We start from the raw sequence: 16,735 nt of genomic DNA, 5'->3' as shown, positions 1-16,735 counted from the left end.
GAATGCCAAGCCGCTCCATTTTTTCGGCGGTCGCTGGCCCGACGCCGTGGAATTTCTTGACGGCGAGCGCCTCGACGAAGGCTGGGCCATTCTTCGGTGTGATCACCGCCTGGCCGTTGGGCTTGTTGAGGTCCGATGCCATCTTGGCCAGAAACTTGCAATAGGAGATGCCAGCCGAGGCGTTGAGCCCGGTGACCTGCTTGATGCGCGCACGGATCAGGGTGGCGATATCCGTTGCAACGGGAATGTCCTGCTTGTTGTGCGTCACGTCGAGATAGGCTTCGTCGAGAGATAGCGGCTCGATGAGGTCGGTGTGCTCCGCGAAAATCTCCCGGATCTGAGCCGAAACGACGCGGTATACGTCAAAGCGAGGCGGAACAAAGATGAGGTCCGGGCAACGCCGTTTCGCCGTGACCGAGGGGAGGGCTGACCGAACGCCGAAGGCGCGCGCTTCATAGCTTGCCGCCGCGACAACGCCACGTGCGGCCGAGCCGCCGACGGCAACAGGTTTGCCGCGCAGCTCCGGATTGTCGCGCTGTTCGACCGACGCATAGAAGGCATCCATGTCGACATGGATAATCTTCCTCGTCTGTAGCGCTGTGTTCTCGCTCATCTCATTTCCACATTGACCGCATGCGGGCGGCGCCATCGATCCGGATCTGTCGCGCGCTGCGCTCGCTGGCGGCGGCCGAGACTTTTGGCCAGCTTGTCGCCTCGAAAAACTGGAGCAGTGTCGCCGGAATAAAGCGGGTCCGCGAGGCGTAGACATGGCGATCGCCCTGGGCGTTCTGACCATGGGTGAAGAACCGCTGAGGAGTAACGAGAGTGAGATTGTCGCGCGCCCGTGTCATGCCGACATAGAGCAGGCGGCGCTCCTCTTCGAGCTCCGCTGTCGTGCCGGCCCCGAGATCCGAGGGAATGCAGCCGTCGACGACATTCAGCATGAAGACGGCGCGCCATTCCTGTCCCTTGGCGGAATGGATCGTGGAGAGGATGAGGTAGTCCTCGTCGAGCAGGGGGACACCGGCCTGGTCGCTGGTGGCGTTCGGCGGGTCAAGCGTCAGCTCGGTGAGAAAGCGTTCGCGGCTCGGATAACCGCCGGCGATCTGCTCGAGCTGGATGAGGTCGGCTTTGCGCGTGTCGGCGTCTTCGTGGATGCGATCAAGATGCGGTTCGTACCAGAGACGCGCCAGCTCAATCTCGCCAGGCCATCCGCCTTCGGCTTTGCGCAGGCTAGAAAGCAGACTGACAAAAGCCGGCCAATCTTCACCCGTTTTCGGCAGGGGCGGAATCTCCGCAAGCGACTGGAGCGGTTCGGGATCCGCAGCGATGGCATCAAGGATCTTGCCGGCCGTCTGGGGGCCGATGCCAGGGAGCATCTGAAGAAGGCGGAAGCCGGCGACGCGGTCGCGTGGGTTCTGCGCAAAGCGCAGGGTGGCGAGCAGATCTTTCACATGAGCGCTGTCGAGGAATTTGAGGCCGCCGAACTTCACAAAGGGGATGTTGCGACGGGTCAGCTCGACCTCCAGCGCACCGCTATGGCTTGACGTCCGGAAAAGCACCGCCTGTTGCTTCAGTGCCATGCCAACCTCGCGGTTCGCCAGCACCTGCTCAACGATGTAGTTCGCCTGATCCGTCTCGTCCTTCACGGTTACGAGTATGGGTCGTTGTTCGGATTCCCGGTCCGTCCAGAGGTTTTTTGTGAAGCGCTCGCGAGCAAGGTCGATCACGCCGTTGGCGGCAGCCAGGATCGGCTGTGTCGAGCGATAGTTGCGATCGAGCGTGATGACGTCGGCGGGCTTTGGCGAGAACTGGTTCGGAAAGTCGAGGATGTTGCGCACGGTCGCTGCGCGGAAGGAATAGATCGATTGCGCATCGTCGCCCACCACGGTTAGCCCGCGGCCGCCGGGCTTGATGCCCATCAGGATAGAAGCCTGCAGGCGGTTGGTGTCCTGGTATTCGTCGACGAGGACGTGATCGAAGCGGCCGCCGATATCGTCCGCAAGCTCCGGATCGGCCATGACCTGCGCCCAATAGAGAAGCAGATCATCGTAATCGAGCACGTTCTGGACTTGCTTTGCCTCGACATAGGCGGCGAAGAGCTGCTTCAACTGCGCCTCCCAGCCCAGCACATAGGGATAGGCGGCCTTCAGAACCTCGTTGATCGAGCTTTCGGAGTTCACGACGCGCGAGTAGATCGCAAGGCATGTGCCCTTGGTCGGAAACCGGGTTTCCATCTTGGAAAAACCCAGCTCATGGCGAACGAGGTTCATCAGGTCGGCGCTGTCCTCGCGATCATGGATCGTGAAGTCGACATTGAGGCCGATCTGCTCTGAATACATACGCAGGAGCCGGGCGCCGATGCCGTGGAATGTGCCGGCCCAGGCCATGGCGTCCGTCATGGCCGCGGCATTGTCCCCGAACACCTGGCGGCAGATGCGCTGAACGCGACGTGCCATTTCCGAAGCGGCCCGGCGCGAGAAGGTCATCAGCAGGATGCGCCGTGGATCTGCGCCATTGACGATCAGATGGCCGACGCGATGGGCCAGCGTATTGGTCTTTCCGGAGCCAGCACCGGCGATGATCAGCAGCGGGCCGCCGATCGCGCCGTCGGCCAAGCCAATGCCGTGTTCGACCGCCTCACGCTGGCGGTCGTTCAGTTTTTCCAGATAGGCTGCCGTCATCTGCCCCAAATTTTCCTAAGAAAAAATTCCTGTCCGCTTTCCTTTCCCATCTCCTTGATCGGCCTTGCGGAATCGTACCGCGAGGCTGGCCTGAAGCGACCATCATGGTCGGGAACGCCGTTTCGGGTGGATTGACTCGATAGGGCATTAGGAACAAAAAAGGAACATATCAGCTTAACCCGCTGCTGGAAACCCCTGAAGGAGCGACCTTTCCGCCGTGTCAAAGCCCGCTGTCAATCCTGTGCTTGCCGACCTTCATGAGCGTATCGGCCGGCTCGAAGGAGGAGCGGCGCGCGCCAGAACCGTCCTGCCGTTCGCCGTCCCGGAGATGGATCGGGCGCTGCCGGGCGGAGGGCTCGCCTTTGGCGCGCTGCACGAGATCGCCGGCGGCGGATGTGGGACAGTCGATGGTGCAGCTGCCGCGCTCTTCGTGGCGGGCATCGCTGCCCGCACGCGCGGCAAGATCCTCTGGTGCATGACGCGCCCGGATCTATTTTTCCCCGCGATCTCGCAGGCGGGCCTCCATCCTGATCGCGTGGTCTGGTGCGAGAGCGACAGGGAGGAAGAGGCGCTTTCAGCGATGGAGGAGGGGCTTTCATTCGGCGGGCTTGCCGCAGTGGTGGGGGAACTGGTTCGCCTGCCGATGAACGCCTCGCGGCGATTGCAGCTGGCAGCGGAGAAGACCGGCGCCATGGGCATCGTGCTCCGGCGGTGGCGACGACAGAACGAGGCCTCGGACTATGGACAGCCGACGGCCTCGACGACGCGGTGGCGCATCAGCACCCTGCCGTCGGAACGATTGCCAGTGGCGGGCGTCGGGAGGGCACGCTGGCTGGCAGAACTGATGCGCGTAAAGGCGGGTGCGTGCGCCGAGTTTGAAATTGGAGCCCCCGATGCCAAGGGTCGTATCTGTCTACTTCCCCTTTCTGCCGGTCGACCGGATCAGACGGCGCGCTTCGGAGGCCTTGCCGGCTGACAAGCCGCTGGTGGTAATTTCCCGCAGCGGCTCGAAACGCTGGGTCTCTGCCGCTGATCCCGCAGCCCTCAAGCTTGGCCTTCGTGTTGGTATGCCGGCCAGCAAGGCGCAGGCCATGGTCGCTGATCTCCTGATGATTGACGCGGCGCCGGGAGAGGACGCGGCCGCACTTGAACGCCTGGCGCTCTGGGCGCTGCGGCAATACACCCCCGTCGTTGCGATAGATGGCGGCGATGGCCTGGTCATGGACACGGAAGGCGCCGATCACCTTCAGGGCGGCGAATGCCTTCTCCTGTCGGGCCTCATCAATCGCTTTCGTGGTCATGGACTGACGGCGCGGGCTGCCATCGCCGACAGCTGGGGAGCCGCGCACGCACTCGCTCGGCTGCTTGCGGCCGAGACGACCATCGTGCCATTCGGTGATGTCGCGAAAGCGGTCATCGACTTGCCGATCATCGCATTGCGGTTGCCGGCAGAGACCATCAAGAGCCTGCGCGTCCTCGGCATCGACACCATCGGCCAGCTCTCGGCCATGCCGCGTGCGCCCCTGACCCTGCGGTTCGGGCCGGAACCCGCGCGCAGGCTGGACCAGATGTTCGGCCGCGTCGCCGAGCCGATCGAACCAATCCGCACGCCGGAACTGGTCGAGGTCGCAAAGAACTTCGCCGAACCGATCGGCGCTCCAGAGACCATCACCAAATATGTTCGCCGACTGGTCGGCCAGCTTTCGGCCCGCCTCGCGGAAGATGGTCTCGGCGCCCGGCGCTGCGACCTCGTCATCCATCGCGTCGACAACACGCGCCAGCATCTTCGCGCGGGCCTTGCCAAACCAGTTCGCGATCCGGCGCGCTTGTCGAAACTGCTGTGCGATCGCATCGAGACCATCGAGCCGGGCTTTGGTATCGAAAAGATGGTGTTGGTCGCGGTTTTTGCCGAACCGTTGGAGGAGCGGCAGGTTGCGTCCGCGCTCATCGAGGAGGACATCGCCGACATCACCCCGTTGGTCGACATTCTCGGCAATCGTGGCCACCGGCTCTTCCGGGTCGCCCCCGTCGCGTCTGACGTGCCTGAGCGTTCGATCAGGCGAATTGCGGCGACGGCACCTGACATTGGCGAGGCCTGGGCTGCCAAATGGCCGCGGCCCACGCGGCTCCTTGCAAATCCGGAACGCATCGAGGTCATCGCGCTGCTGCCCGACCAGCCGCCGGCCGTCTTCACCTGGCGTGGCAAGCGCCGAAAGGTTGTGCGCGCCGACGGGCCTGAACGCATTTTCGGGGAGTGGCGGCGGCGACCACGTGAGTTCCAGGCGGTGCGCGACTACTTCACCGTGGAGGATGAGCTTGGCGAACGCTACTGGGTCTATCGCGCCGGCGATGGCGTCGAGCCGGAAACCGGCTCGCACCTCTGGTTCCTGCATGGGGTGTTCGGGTGATGCGGTACGCCGAGCTTCAGGTGACGACGCATTTCTCGTTCCTGCGCGGCGCGTCCAGCGCCGATGAACTGTTCGCGACAGCGGCGGCACTCGGCATCAATACGCTCGGCATGGTTGACCGCAACAGCCTCGCGGGCATCGTGCGGGCATGGGAAGCAGCAAAGGCCACCGGCGTCCGGCTGGTGATCGGCTGCCGCCTCGATTTGACGGACGACATGTCGATCCTCGTCTATCCGATGGATCGGCCGGCCTATTCGCGACTGACACGGCTGCTGTCGCTCGGAAAGAGCCGAGGCGGCAAGGGAAACTGTCTGATCGATTTCGCCGACCTCACCGAGCATGCCGGGGGCATGATCGGTGTCTTGGTGCCGGATGAGGCCGACGAGGCTTGCAGCGTGCAGCTTCGCAAGATGGCCGAATTGTTCAGAGACCGCGCCTATGTCAGCCTCAGCCTGCTGCGTCGGCCCAATGACCGCGTGCGCCTGCATGACATCGCTGCGATGGCCGCCCGGTTCAAGGTGAGGACCGTCGTCACCAACGACGTGCTCTTCCATGAGCCCGGCCGCCGGCAGCTGCAGGATGTCGTGACCTGCATTCGCACCCACACCACCATCGATGATGTCGGCTTTGACCGAGAACGCCACGCTGACCGTTATCTCAAAGCGCCGGAGGAAATGTACCGGCTCTTTAGCGAGTATCCAGAAGCTCTCGCCCGCACGCGGGAGATCGTCGAGCGCTGCAGGTTCGATCTTGCGGAGCTGCAATACCAATATCCGGAGGAAGCAATCGAACCTGGCCTCGATCCGCAGCAATCACTGGTCAAGTTCACCAGGGAGGGGGCTGCTAACCGCTATCCCGAGGGTGTACCGGACAAGGTCCGCAAATCCCTGAACGATGAGTTGGCGCTGATCCGGGCGATGAACTACGCGCCCTATTTCCTGACAGTCTATTCCATCGTGCGTTTCGCGCGGTCGAAAGGCATTATCTGCCAGGGTCGGGGCTCGGCCGCGAACTCGGCCGTCTGCTATTGCCTCGGCGTAACCTCCATCGATCCGGAGACTAACGACCTGCTGTTCGAGCGTTTCATCTCCCAGGAGCGCGATGAGCCGCCGGATATCGACGTCGACTTCGAGCATGAACGGCGCGAGGAAGTGATCCAGTGGATCTACGAGACCTATGGTCGAAGCAGGTCGGCTTTGTGCGCGACCGTCACCCGCTACCGCGCCAAGGGCGCGCTGCGCGACGTCGGGAAGGCGCTCGGTCTGCCGGAGGACATGATCGGTCAGCTGTCATCGGGCGTCTGGGGCTGGTCTGAAGGCGTCTCCGAGCGCCAGTTGAAGGAGAACAATCTCAACACGGCGGACTATCGCCTGAAGCTGACCTTGGAACTGGCGCAGCAGCTGATGGGTGCGCCGCGCCATCTCGGTCAGCACCCGGGTGGCTTCGTTCTGACCCAGGATCGGCTCGACGATCTTGTGCCGATCGAACCCGCGCGCATGGATGACCGCCAGGTCATCGAATGGGACAAGGACGACATCGAGGCGCTGAAGTTCATGAAGGTGGATGTGCTGGCGCTTGGCATGCTGACCTGGATAGCCAAGGCCCTCGCGCTGATGGCGGAGCATAAGGGTGAGGTCTGGGATCTCGCCACCATTCCGTCGGAAGACCACCGGACCTATGCGATGATCCGCAAGGCCGATACGCTCGGCACCTTCCAGATCGAAAGCCGCGCGCAGATGTCGATGCTGCCGCGTCTGAAGCCCCAGACCTTCTACGATCTCGTCATCCAGGTCGCGATCGTCCGGCTCGGCCAAGGGCGTCATGTTCATGACACTGGAAGACGAGACCGGCATCATCAACGCCGTTATCTGGCCAAAGGTCTTCGAGCGACAGCGCCGGTTGGTGTTGTCGGCGTCAATGGTGGCCATCAACGGCAAGATTCAAAGGGAAGGGGACGTCGTGCACCTCGTCGCATAACGGCTGTTCGATTTGTCCGACGATCTCGGCCGGCTGGGCGAGCGGGACGAGCGGTTTCCTCTTCCTCATGGACGATGGGACGAATTCGCGCACGGAAATGGGGCGCCTGACTCTCGTGAGAGGAAACCTGCAGCCCCGCCTGCGCGCGATATTTACATACCCGATTTGCGAATTGATCGACTCAAAGTGAAAAGCCGGAATTTTCATTAGGCAGTGTTGATGGATTTGATCAAGACTAAACTCTCTGAAATCCGCCCACACTGCCTAGGTAACGCGTGGCGCCGCAAGCGCATGAAATCTGAAGACAATAGAACGATATCGAAACTAGTCGCACTAGATTAGCGTTATCGATTGTGCAATCATTGCTACGAAACGTTGGAGAAACACATGGCGACCGCAAATCAATTGCAGGATGAGAAAAAAACTTATCAGATTCAATTTGATGAGGGCAGCGCCGCAGAGCGGACATTGCTCGCTCAGAGTCTCCAGGACTACATTGCGGAAGTTGATGCCGACATAGATATCCAGACGACTAGAGAAAACGAAGAAGCTCAAGACTTCGGATCTACGCTTGTCCTAGTCCTCGGCACCCCGGTCGCCATTATCGTCGCGAAAGCAATCGCCGATTTTCTTCATCGAAACTCCGGCGCCATGATTACCATCTCGGAAAACGGGAAGGTAGTCGCTCGCGGCCTGGACAGCGCCGATGCATCAAAGATCGCAGAAGCATTTTCTAAAAGAAGTAGTTTAGTCGATGGCCGCCCCTGAGCGGTCCGTCGCAATCATATTGGGTGTTTCTGAGTGCCCCGCCGCCCCTAAGTTGGGGCGGCTGCCACAATGCCAAAATTCTGCATCGGAATTTAAGAAGTACACCACTAAAACACTCGGTATCCATCAAGAAGACGTCCTAGACCTGTTTGACAACCCAGCGGCGCCATCTGATCAACTTGAGAAAATCGAAGACTGGATTACCGATCGAATAAATTCGGGAAAAGGCCCCAAAGGACCTGTCTCGAACCTTTTTGTCTTCTACAGTGGCCACGGGGGGTTTACTCGGTCAGATCAATCGTATTTTCTCGCAACTAGACGAACCAGAGCCGGTTCTGAAGGGGCGACAAGCATTCGCTATGTCGATTTCTCAAGTAGCCTGAAGCGATATGCCGCTAGTGTAAGACGCTACCTAATTCTCGATTGCTGTTTTGCAGCTGCGTCGGTTCTTCCTCATCAATCGGAGGTAACGGATCTCGTTAATCTTCGTATCGAAGAATCAATTCCCGGGTCAGGTACTGCCGTACTTTGCTCTTCGGCTTCGAGCCGAGTCTCGATCGCCCCCCGCGGTGCTCGCTTCACCATGTTTTCGGAAGCATTGTTTGAATGCTTAAAGGCTGGCTCAACGACAGGGCAGGAAAAACTAAATCTCGAACAACTTGTCACGAGCACACAGATATACATTTCCGGCAAATACGAAGAAGAAGGGGTAAGGCCTGAACTTCATGTGCCTGACCAAGCACAAGGGAACCCAGCGAAGGTACCGCTTTTTCCAAACGCTGTGTGGTCTGCCTCCTCCATCGATCGATTTGATGCCCAAGTAGATCATCACCGGTTGCGTGAAGTCACAGCTTCGGTTACCCAACTCGCTGGCTTGCTCTCCGGAATTATAACCGCGTGGATAGCTTGTAACCTCGAAAATCCGTGGGGTCTGTTCCCATACGACGAGAATTATTGGTTGATCTTAATAAAACCCTACGGTATTGCATGTAATGGGTTAGCTCTCTCTTTGACGCTATCGGTATTTATCTGGCTTGTTGCCATATGCCGGGAAAAGCGACGCGTCATTCATCTCGCTGCTTCTGGGATCGGTGTTTTTCTCGCTTGGATTGTGGCGCATAGTCTTTTATTAAACTTTGTAAAAGAGCCGCCTAATTTTTTGTTCTGGATGAAGGATTACCACTTTAAAGAAAATCTTAACCTAGGGATTTTGGCGGGCTTTGCTGGTGCGCTTGGAGCAATCGGAATACTACTGCCATTCTATTATTCAGATTCGGGGCGCAAGGCTTCTCGAGGAAAATTTGTGGGTTTTTGTCTTCCGATATCGGTAGGCCTATGTTTCATAACTGCCGCTGTACCGTTCGCTTTGCGCTTTGATTATACAAGTCTTATTTTTGGCCTAGCCCTCTTCCCTGCTTGGCACTTATCCATACTCGGAGGCATTCATAACACGCTATTGGCCAGGCCTCCCAACTGGATCGGGGATATAGGGCGCTGGGTTGGCAGCGCCATCGCGCTTTCAATTGGCGCCTGTTTCATTTTGTCGCGTCCGGACATAGCCTCTGGCATAAGCATTATTTCCGGTGAAATCCCACGGATCTACGTAAGCGTGGATGGAGTGACCATAAGGCGTGTTCGGGATGCGGTGGTAATCGGATTAGAAGTTCAGGCATTCAAAACTGGAAAAGATGATTTGGTTTGCCGTGTCGCAATAGGCGATGGAAGTAATGAGTGGCACTGGCCGAACGCAGAAAAAGCGCAGCAGCAGTTTTTCCTTAATAGAAAATCCCCTAGCTATGCAGGGGTATACTATTATGAAATAGTGGAAGAAAAATTAATCTTCAACGAAGATAGCAAGGAATTTATATTTACGGCAAGAGCGGAATGCTCGGCGTCTTCTGGTTTTGATGGTAGTAAATATGTTGTATCATCTGACCTTGTAGAGGCGAGATCTGGCATTCCGAAGTGAATTTGTTTCGAAGTGTGGAGATTTTCTGCAGGTTTATTTTCTGCGCTCTCAAATTATGTGTGAAGATCTGCAGGTTTCATATGTGATCGGCGATGCTGACGCAGATGACAGAAACGGACTAGGTGGTCGCGCTTGATGTTTTCCGAGCCCAACTGCCGCGGCGGGGCAACAAGGGTCGATATCACCGGCTTGAAGCCTGCGATCTTGCGATAGGCTGTCACACCGATATCACGCGAGGAGTGCCAGGCGCGTCATCGCTAACGAGCTGGACCCTGATTGCTTTCGGGACGGTTGTTACTATGCCGAGCTTCCGGCCGGAGGTGGCGAGTGACCGGGCCTCTTCGACCTAATCGCAGTTGAGGCGGTCGAATGACGGGCATGCGCCTCTATATCGTCTGTGAGGGTGACAGCGAGCGCGTTGCCATGGCCACTGCAATCATCCTGACCATCGACCGCCACAGGGCGTCAGGGGCGGACCATCCTCGCTGGTGCCCACCGCTCGGGCGCGACCGGCCGGCCGTCGTGCAGCGGTCCATCTTCGGGAAGCCTTGGCGCTCAAGCACGGGTATGACCGCCTTCATGTACATTGAAGCGCGCTCCTTGCCGACGACGGCGATGGCAATTTCGTGGTCGGTGGCGAACAGCGGGAGTTTGGAGAGGGGATCGGTCACTAGGAATCCCAAACCCTATTGAGGACTTGTGCCGCGACCGTCCACCTCATCAGTCGACGGTTCTTCTGCAGGCGTCGTTCCCTGCGGATATCGACGTCGGCATTGGGCCTAAGTCTGTGTGCCCTCCATAACTGGGAACGCCCTCGCACCAAAATGAGTGTGAGATAGATCGTTTAGAAATCGAGACATGAATGAACCTAAGAAGGGGACAAGGGGGATTTTGATGGCTCCCCAGTTCTCGAGTGGCGAAGGCAAAGACCTTAACTCAGTGGGCCATTGTGAATCCTCAAGCTTCAGGAAGATCGACAACCCGAACATCTCAAACAAGTACAGCGGCCCTGATTCAAGGCTGATTAGCATCGGGCCGTTGGGCATCACGCGGGTTAGGTCTACACCGTTGCCAACGTAGGCGAATGAACCGATCAGTCGCATTTCGAAGGAATGTGAGGATGAATGAAGGGGCGTGCGTCCCCTGATGAGTCGAGCGATCGCTTGCGCGCTGTCACACCCCAGATCTATCGCTGGAAATTGTTGGGAGTAAGAGAACCTGAGTAACGATGTCAAAGCTCCATGAAAAAGGTGCTCTGGTGTACCGTTGAGATGGCAGTACGTGTCGATCCCCCAAGGCCAAAAGGCGTGCCGTCGGGCTGGGTGAAAAACCCATTCCTTCAAGATGTCAGCGAAGTCTCTATCAAAAGGGCCGAGTTCTGCATCGCATTTTGCACATAGAATATTCGCGTCAAACCGCAAAGTTTGAACTGGATAGGTCCTCCTCAGATCCGTATGGACGGCCTGCATTGATTTGTCTGCCGGAAAGTCCACAACAACTTTCCTCAAGGCATTTGGTAGCAGGTAAGCCTTGCACAGCTTTCGTGCCTCGCCGCAAAGTCTGCAGTGTCCCAGAAACTTCCCCGTCGCGTTCGGCGTCATCAGTCCTACCTCGTGGCGACCGGGTGGCGACACGCACATCGCAACGCATAGGACGCGAACGAATTGAGCGCCGTTTTAGTAGGCAATATCAGATACTTAAATGGTGAGCGCGCAGGGATTCGAACCCTGGACCTACTGATTAAAAGTCAGTTGCTCTACCGGCTGAGCTACACGCTCCCAGGCGGTGCGAAGAGCCCCGCGGAAGTGCGCGGAACATAGGCAGGAGGGTTTGCCGGGTCAACCCGGAAAATGCGATGAAAAACAGCTTTTGCTGCATTTTGCCGCGTTCTCCAAAAGGTGATTGGCAGGAGAGGGCTTCGGCCGATACTAGGAAGCGCAAATGAAGGAGCGGACGGAGCGTTTTCGAGCCCGAACCGCTTTCCCGCCGTCGCGGAGTAGCCAGTGTCGATTGCCGATATTTCTCTTCTAAGTGCGCTGCTTGCCGGAGCGCTGTCGTTTCTGTCGCCCTGCGTGCTGCCGCTGGTGCCACCCTATCTCTGTTATATGGCGGGCATTTCCGTGGATCAGTTCCGCGGCAACGAGGCGGTCGCGGTTCGGCGGGATACGCGCGGGGCGGTGCTGCTGGCCGCGTTCTTCTTTACCCTGGGCTTTGCCACGGTTTTCGTGGCGTTGGGCGCCGGGGCTTCGACGATCGGCATGGTGCTGCGCCGGCATCTCGACATCCTGGCGCAGATCGGCGGCGTCATTATCATCCTGATGGGCCTACATTTTCTGGGATTGCTGCGTATAGGGCTTTTTGCGCGCGAGGCGCGGTTCCAGAGCGGCGGCAAGCCAGCGACGGCTTCTGGCGCCTATGTCATGGGGCTTGCCTTCGCCTTTGGCTGGACGCCCTGCATCGGTCCGGTCCTCGGGACGATCCTCGGCGTTGCGGCCGCGCGGGAAACGGTGAGCGACGGGGCGATGCTGCTTGCCGTCTATTCGCTCGGCCTTGCCGTGCCGTTCTGGATCGCGGCCGGGTTTTCCGGCGCCTTCATGCGCTTTCTCCTGCGCTTTCGCCGGCATCTCGGTACGGTGGAGAAGGTCATGGGCGTGCTGCTTATTCTGACGGGCCTCGCCTTCATCTTCGGCTATATCAGCACGGTCGCCATCTGGTTCCAGCAAACGTTTCCCATTCTCTCGCAAATCGGCTAGTCGGGGATATCATCCTCGGCAAGCGGGAGGGCGTCTCGGCCCATGGGGGACATTGTCGGACTCGTCCTGCCGTTCTTCGGCATGATTCTTCTGGGCTATGTGGTCGCCCGAATCACCAAGCAGCCGGTCGAAGCGCTTGGCTGGCTCAACACCTTCATCATCTACATCGCGCTGCCGGCGCTGTTCTTCAAGCTGGTCGCGAAAACGCCGATCGAGCAGCTGACGCGCGTCGATTTCATCGTCGCCAATATCAGCGCGACCTATTTCGTTTTCGGACTAATCTTCGCTGTCGGCCTCTGGCTGCGCCGCGCGACGATCGGTGAGGCGACGATCCAGGGGCTCGCCGCTGCTTATGGCAATATCGGTTACATGGGGCCGGGGCTGGCGCTGCTCGCCTTTGGCGAACCGGCGGCCGTGCCGGTGGCGCTGGTTTTCTGCTTCGAGAACATGCTGCATTTCATGGTAGCACCAGCGCTGATGGCGGTTGCCGGCGGGGAGAAACAGCCTGCGCTCCAGATCGCCGGCGGGGTGCTGCGCAAGATCGTCACGCACCCGTTCATCATCGCGACGGCGGCCGGGTTCGTCGCGGCCTTTACCGGGTTCGAGGCGCCGGCACCGTTGCAGCGGCTGATCGACTACCTGGCGCAGGCCGCAGCGCCCTGCGCGCTCTTTGCCATGGGCGTTACGCTGGCGCTACGCCCGTTGAAGAGGGTGCCGGTGGAGATCGGCTATATCGTGCCGGCGAAATTGCTGCTGCTGCCGGTGACAATGTATCTGGTGCTCGGCTTTGCCGGCAATTTCGATCCTGTCTGGGTGTTCACAGCCGTGCTTCTGGCAGCGTTGCCGACGGCGACGAACGTCTTTGTCATCGGCCAGCAATATGGTGTTTGGCAGGAACGGGCGTCGGCGACCATTCTTATCACCACCGTGCTGTCCGTCGCCACGGTGACGATCCTGCTCTATCTCATCAAGTCAGGCCTGCTTGCGGGCGACCCGTTCCCGTAGGTTTTCGCGAAAGGCCTTCAGCGAGCCGAGCGGTTCGATGCCCTCGCGCATGACGATGCTGCGCAACGGTCCAAGCGCTGAGAGCAGATGCAGGCCGGCGGAGCGCAGGAACTGCACGGGCAGGAAATCGGAAAGCAGCGACCGGTTCAGCAGCTCGACACTGACCGTGCGGGAGCGGATATCGGCCTGCCGCTTGCGGTCAAATCGATCACCCACGCCACCATAGTTTGCCGGCTCATCAATCCGGATAAGATCTTTCAGCGCCATGATATCACGCAGGCTGAGATTGAGGCCCTGGGCGCCGATCGGCGGGAACGCGTGCGCAGCCTCGCCGACCAGCACAAAACGGCCCTTGCCAAAGTGATTGGCGGTCATGCCGGAAAGCGGAAAACTCTGGGCGCTGCCTTCCACCGTGACCTTGCCGAGCATGGATTGCATACGCTCTTCGACGGCGCGGCTGAGATCGGCGACGGAGAGCTCGCGCAGGCGGTTCGCCTCTTTCGGTGGCAGCACCCAGACGAGGCTGGAGCGGCTGCCGGGCAGGGGAACCTGCGTGAAGGGGCCGCTTTCCGTGTGGAACTCCGTCGAGACATTGCCATGCGGGCGCTCATGCGCAAAATTGAGCACGAGGGCGGATTGCGGATAGGACCAGGCGCGCACGCTGATCCCGGCGCCGTCGCGGATGCGCGATTTCCTGCCATCCGCGCCGACGACGAGGGCGGCGGTCACGCGTCCGCCGCTGTCGAGCGCCAGCTCGACGCCGCTTTCGAAGCTGTTGGCGGCGGTGACGCCCTCCTCCAGGCGCACGATGTTGCTGTCGGCGGCGATGCGCGCATCGAGAATGTCGAGGAATGGCGCATTCGGGATGTTGTAGCCGAACGCGGGCAGGTCGACCTCGCTGGCGCGGAAAGCGACCGGCGGCGCGCGCAGCAGGCGCGACGTGCCGTCGAGGATCTGCATGGTTTCCAGCGCGGCGGCATGGCGCGCGATGTCGTCCCACAAGCCAAGTGTCTTCAGGAACGCGATGGACTGATCCATGAGCGCTGTCGTCCGGCCGTCCGTGGTGCGCGTGGGCGGGGCGATCAGCGCGATGCTGCGGCCCGAATCGGAAAGCGCCAGAGCTGCCAGGCTGCCGGCCAGGCCGGCGCCGACAATCGCGATATCGAACTGTCTCATGACCGATCTCCGAAATATCAAAGTGTTACCCACAGATTTGGGTGCTTGTACTTCGGCAAAGGTAGGCCGGCAAAGAGGCAATTTCCATGGGGTGAATCGGCGCAGGGCAGAAAGTCGCCCGAAAAGCGCCGGTTTTTCACTGGCGATGACGGGCAATCAATGCATATTACCGGCAGTGACCGCGCAAGAGGGCGTGCTCGGCCTAGTGCGGCCGAAGAAATGCCCCAAGGGATGGACTGCGAACGGCAATGAAGTTTTTCAACTACAAGCGCGTGCCCTACGCGGAAATTCGCGCCTTTTCCGTCCATATCCTGACGGCATCCGGTTCGTTCCTTGCCTTTCTGGGCGTGGTCGCAGCCGCCGAGCATCGTTTCGTCGATATGTTCTGGTGGCTTGGCCTGGCGCTGCTCGTCGACGGTATCGACGGGCCGATCGCCCGCAAGGTGCGCGTCAAGGAAGTGCTGCCGAACTGGTCCGGCGATACACTGGACAATGTGATCGACTACGTGACCTACGTGTTGCTGCCGGCCTTCGCGCTCTACCAGAGCGGCATGATCGGCGAGCCCTGGTCCTTCGTGGCGGCGGGTGCCATCGTCGTGTCGAGTGCGATCTACTATGCCGACATGGGCATGAAGACGGATGAATATTTCTTCTCCGGCTTCCCGGTCGTCTGGAACATGGTGGTGTTCACGCTTTTCGTCATCCAGGCGAGCGAACTGACGGCATCGATCATCGTCTTCGTTTCCGTCTTCCTCACCTTCATGCCGATCAATTTCCTGCACCCCGTGCGGGTCCAGCGGCTGCGGGCCATCAATCTCGCCGTCTTCTTCCTGTGGTCGCTGCTCAGCGGCTATGCGCTTCTCCTGCATTTCGACACGCCGGCCTGGGTCGTCTGGGGTGTCGTGGGCACGGGCCTCTACCTCTATGTCATCGGCGCCGTGCTGCAGGCGATTCCGAGCCTCGGCCGGTAACAAAACAATCGGGAGAAGAGCATGACCAAAGCGATCGTTATCCGCAGTCTCGGCGGCCCCGACGTGCTGAAGCTCGAGGACGTTGCGCTCGACGCTCCAGGGCCGGGCGAAGTGCAGATCAAGCAGGCCGCGGTCGGGCTCAATTTCATTGACGTCTATTTCCGCACCGGCCTTTACAAGGCGGAGACGCCGTTCATTCCGGGCAAGGAAGGTGCGGGCACGATCACAGCACTTGGCGAGGGTGTCACGGATTTTGCCATCGGCGACCGCGTGGCCTATGCCTCGGCGGATGGCGCCTATGCGGCCGAGCGAAACGTCGGGACGAAACATCTGGTGAAGGTGCCGGACGGCATTTCGCTCGAAACGGCGGCGGCGATGATGCTGAAGGGCATGACGGCGCAATACCTGCTGCTGCAGACCTATCAGGTGAAGCCGGGCACCGTGCTGCTGTTCCATGCGGCGGCAGGTGGCGTCGGCCTCATTGCCGGGCAGTGGGCCAAGGCGCTCGGCGCAACGGTGATCGGGACGGCCGGTTCGCAGGCCAAGATCGATCTGGCGCTGGCGCACGGCTACGACCATGTCATCAACTACGGCACGGAAGATTTTTCTGCGCGGGTGCGTGAGTTGACGGACGGTGCGGGCGTCGATGTCGTCTATGATTCCGTCGGCAAGGATACGTTCCCGAAATCGCTGGATTGCCTGAAGCCCCGCGGCCTGTTCGTGAGTTTCGGCAACTCCTCCGGCCCGGTCGATGCGTTCAATATGGGCCTGCTTGCGCAGAAGGGTTCGCTCTACGCGACGCGGCCGACGCTCTTCGCTTACATTGCGACACGCGCCGCACTCGATGCTTGTGCAAACTCGCTCTTTGATATTGTGCAAAGCAACAAAGTGCGTATCAATATTCATCAGACTTATCCGTTGGCCGAAGCCGGCCGAGCGCACACGGATCTGGAAGCAAGAAAAACGAGTGGAACGACATTGCTCATTCCCTGACACGACCCGAACGGGCGGCAAGGGCTGAGAT

At 59.7% G+C, this 16,735-nt stretch carries 12 protein-coding genes, 1 tRNA gene and 1 pseudogene; 9 read left to right on the top strand and 5 right to left on the bottom strand.

Annotated elements, in window-relative coordinates; all coding sequences use genetic code 11:
• Together dinB and ACT6VE_RS23700 are read right to left on the bottom strand one after the other, a co-directional pair.
• A partial coding sequence (gene dinB, locus ACT6VE_RS23705) for a DNA polymerase IV (protein ID WP_444800822.1) occupies positions 1–613 on the bottom strand: 613 nt, incomplete at its 3' end.
• A 1-nt stretch (position 614) separates the two neighbouring features.
• Positions 615–2,684 carry an ATP-dependent helicase gene (locus ACT6VE_RS23700; protein ID WP_444800821.1) on the bottom strand — a complete coding sequence of 690 codons (2,070 nt, stop codon included), beginning with the start codon at positions 2,682–2,684 and terminating at the stop codon, positions 615–617.
• A gap of 217 nt (positions 2,685–2,901) precedes the next feature.
• Between ACT6VE_RS23700 and ACT6VE_RS23695 the strand changes: the two genes are divergently transcribed.
• The 5 genes and pseudogenes from ACT6VE_RS23695 to ACT6VE_RS23675 all read left to right on the top strand — a co-directional run bounded on the left by ACT6VE_RS23695 (position 2,902) and on the right by ACT6VE_RS23675 (position 9,806).
• Positions 2,902–3,660: an ImuA family protein gene (locus ACT6VE_RS23695; RefSeq protein ID WP_444800820.1), complete on the top strand. Its 759-nt coding sequence runs from the start codon at positions 2,902–2,904 to the stop codon at positions 3,658–3,660.
• Entirely contained in the window at positions 3,578–5,092 is a 1,515-nt protein-coding gene (locus ACT6VE_RS23690; RefSeq protein WP_444800819.1) for a Y-family DNA polymerase, read from the top strand. Before ACT6VE_RS23695 ends, ACT6VE_RS23690 begins: the two co-directional genes overlap by 83 nt.
• Positions 5,092–6,936: pseudogene (locus ACT6VE_RS23685) on the top strand (PHP domain-containing protein); the annotation flags it as partial. The gene ACT6VE_RS23690 and the pseudogene ACT6VE_RS23685, both read left to right, overlap by 1 nt.
• A gap of 520 nt (positions 6,937–7,456) precedes the next feature.
• Entirely contained in the window at positions 7,457–7,837 is a 381-nt protein-coding gene (locus tag ACT6VE_RS23680; protein WP_444800818.1) for a hypothetical protein, read from the top strand.
• Positions 7,824–9,806 (top strand): caspase family protein, encoded by a 1,983-nt coding sequence (locus ACT6VE_RS23675; RefSeq protein ID WP_444800817.1) that lies wholly within the window; start codon positions 7,824–7,826, stop codon positions 9,804–9,806. Before ACT6VE_RS23680 ends, ACT6VE_RS23675 begins: the two co-directional genes overlap by 14 nt.
• 386 nt (positions 9,807–10,192) lie before the next feature.
• Here ACT6VE_RS23675 and ACT6VE_RS23670 read toward each other — a convergent pair whose 3' ends face one another.
• Entirely contained in the window at positions 10,193–10,477 is a 285-nt protein-coding gene (locus ACT6VE_RS23670) for a hypothetical protein (RefSeq protein WP_444800816.1), read from the bottom strand.
• A gap of 1,031 nt (positions 10,478–11,508) precedes the next feature.
• A tRNA-Lys gene (locus tag ACT6VE_RS23665) sits at positions 11,509–11,584 on the bottom strand.
• 225 nt (positions 11,585–11,809) lie between these two features.
• On the opposite strand from ACT6VE_RS23665, the gene ACT6VE_RS23660 reads away from it, so the two are divergent.
• Both ACT6VE_RS23660 and ACT6VE_RS23655 read left to right on the top strand, forming a co-directional pair.
• The gene (locus tag ACT6VE_RS23660) at positions 11,810–12,559 is read left to right on the top strand and encodes a cytochrome c biogenesis CcdA family protein (protein ID WP_444800815.1); all 750 of its coding nucleotides are present in this window, start codon (positions 11,810–11,812) and stop codon (positions 12,557–12,559) included.
• A 42-nt stretch (positions 12,560–12,601) separates the two neighbouring features.
• A complete protein-coding gene (locus ACT6VE_RS23655) occupies positions 12,602–13,564 on the top strand; it encodes an AEC family transporter (RefSeq protein WP_444800814.1) in 963 nt (320 codons plus the stop codon).
• On the opposite strand, the gene ACT6VE_RS23650 is transcribed toward ACT6VE_RS23655, so the two are convergent.
• Positions 13,532–14,740, bottom strand: a complete 1,209-nt coding sequence (locus ACT6VE_RS23650; protein ID WP_444800813.1) for a UbiH/UbiF family hydroxylase — start codon at positions 14,738–14,740, stop codon at positions 13,532–13,534. The two genes, ACT6VE_RS23655 and ACT6VE_RS23650, sit on opposite strands and share 33 nt — an antisense overlap.
• Before the next feature lie 248 nt (positions 14,741–14,988).
• Between ACT6VE_RS23650 and pcsA the strand changes: the two genes are divergently transcribed.
• Positions 14,989–15,711, top strand: coding sequence for a phosphatidylcholine synthase (pcsA, locus tag ACT6VE_RS23645; RefSeq protein WP_444800812.1), 723 nt, complete (start codon positions 14,989–14,991; stop codon positions 15,709–15,711).
• Between the two features lie 21 nt (positions 15,712–15,732).
• Positions 15,733–16,704 (top strand): quinone oxidoreductase family protein, encoded by a 972-nt coding sequence (locus ACT6VE_RS23640; protein WP_444800811.1) that lies wholly within the window; start codon positions 15,733–15,735, stop codon positions 16,702–16,704.
• Positions 16,705–16,735: the final 31 nt, after the last annotated feature.

Origin of the sequence: Shinella sp. (assembly GCF_052438155.1) — a bacterium.
GTDB lineage: Bacteria > Pseudomonadota > Alphaproteobacteria > Rhizobiales > Rhizobiaceae > Shinella.
The sequence above is the reverse complement of the archived record's forward strand: the minus strand, read 5'-3'. Positions and strand labels throughout refer to the sequence as shown.

What these genes read in the sequence shown, in the direction of transcription:
- ACT6VE_RS23690 (WP_444800819.1), top strand. Translation starts at nt 3,578, where the DNA reads ATGCCAAGGGTCGTATCTGTCTACTTCCCCTTTCTGCCGGTCGACCGG.
- ACT6VE_RS23700 (WP_444800821.1), bottom strand. Translation starts at nt 2,684, where the DNA reads ATGACGGCAGCCTATCTGGAAAAACTGAACGACCGCCAGCGTGAGGCG.
- ACT6VE_RS23655 (WP_444800814.1), top strand. Translation starts at nt 12,602, where the DNA reads ATGGGGGACATTGTCGGACTCGTCCTGCCGTTCTTCGGCATGATTCTT.
- ACT6VE_RS23675 (WP_444800817.1), top strand. Translation starts at nt 7,824, where the DNA reads ATGGCCGCCCCTGAGCGGTCCGTCGCAATCATATTGGGTGTTTCTGAG.
- ACT6VE_RS23640 (WP_444800811.1), top strand. Translation starts at nt 15,733, where the DNA reads ATGACCAAAGCGATCGTTATCCGCAGTCTCGGCGGCCCCGACGTGCTG.
- ACT6VE_RS23650 (WP_444800813.1), bottom strand. Translation starts at nt 14,740, where the DNA reads ATGAGACAGTTCGATATCGCGATTGTCGGCGCCGGCCTGGCCGGCAGC.
- ACT6VE_RS23680 (WP_444800818.1), top strand. Translation starts at nt 7,457, where the DNA reads ATGGCGACCGCAAATCAATTGCAGGATGAGAAAAAAACTTATCAGATT.
- pcsA (WP_444800812.1), top strand. Translation starts at nt 14,989, where the DNA reads ATGAAGTTTTTCAACTACAAGCGCGTGCCCTACGCGGAAATTCGCGCC.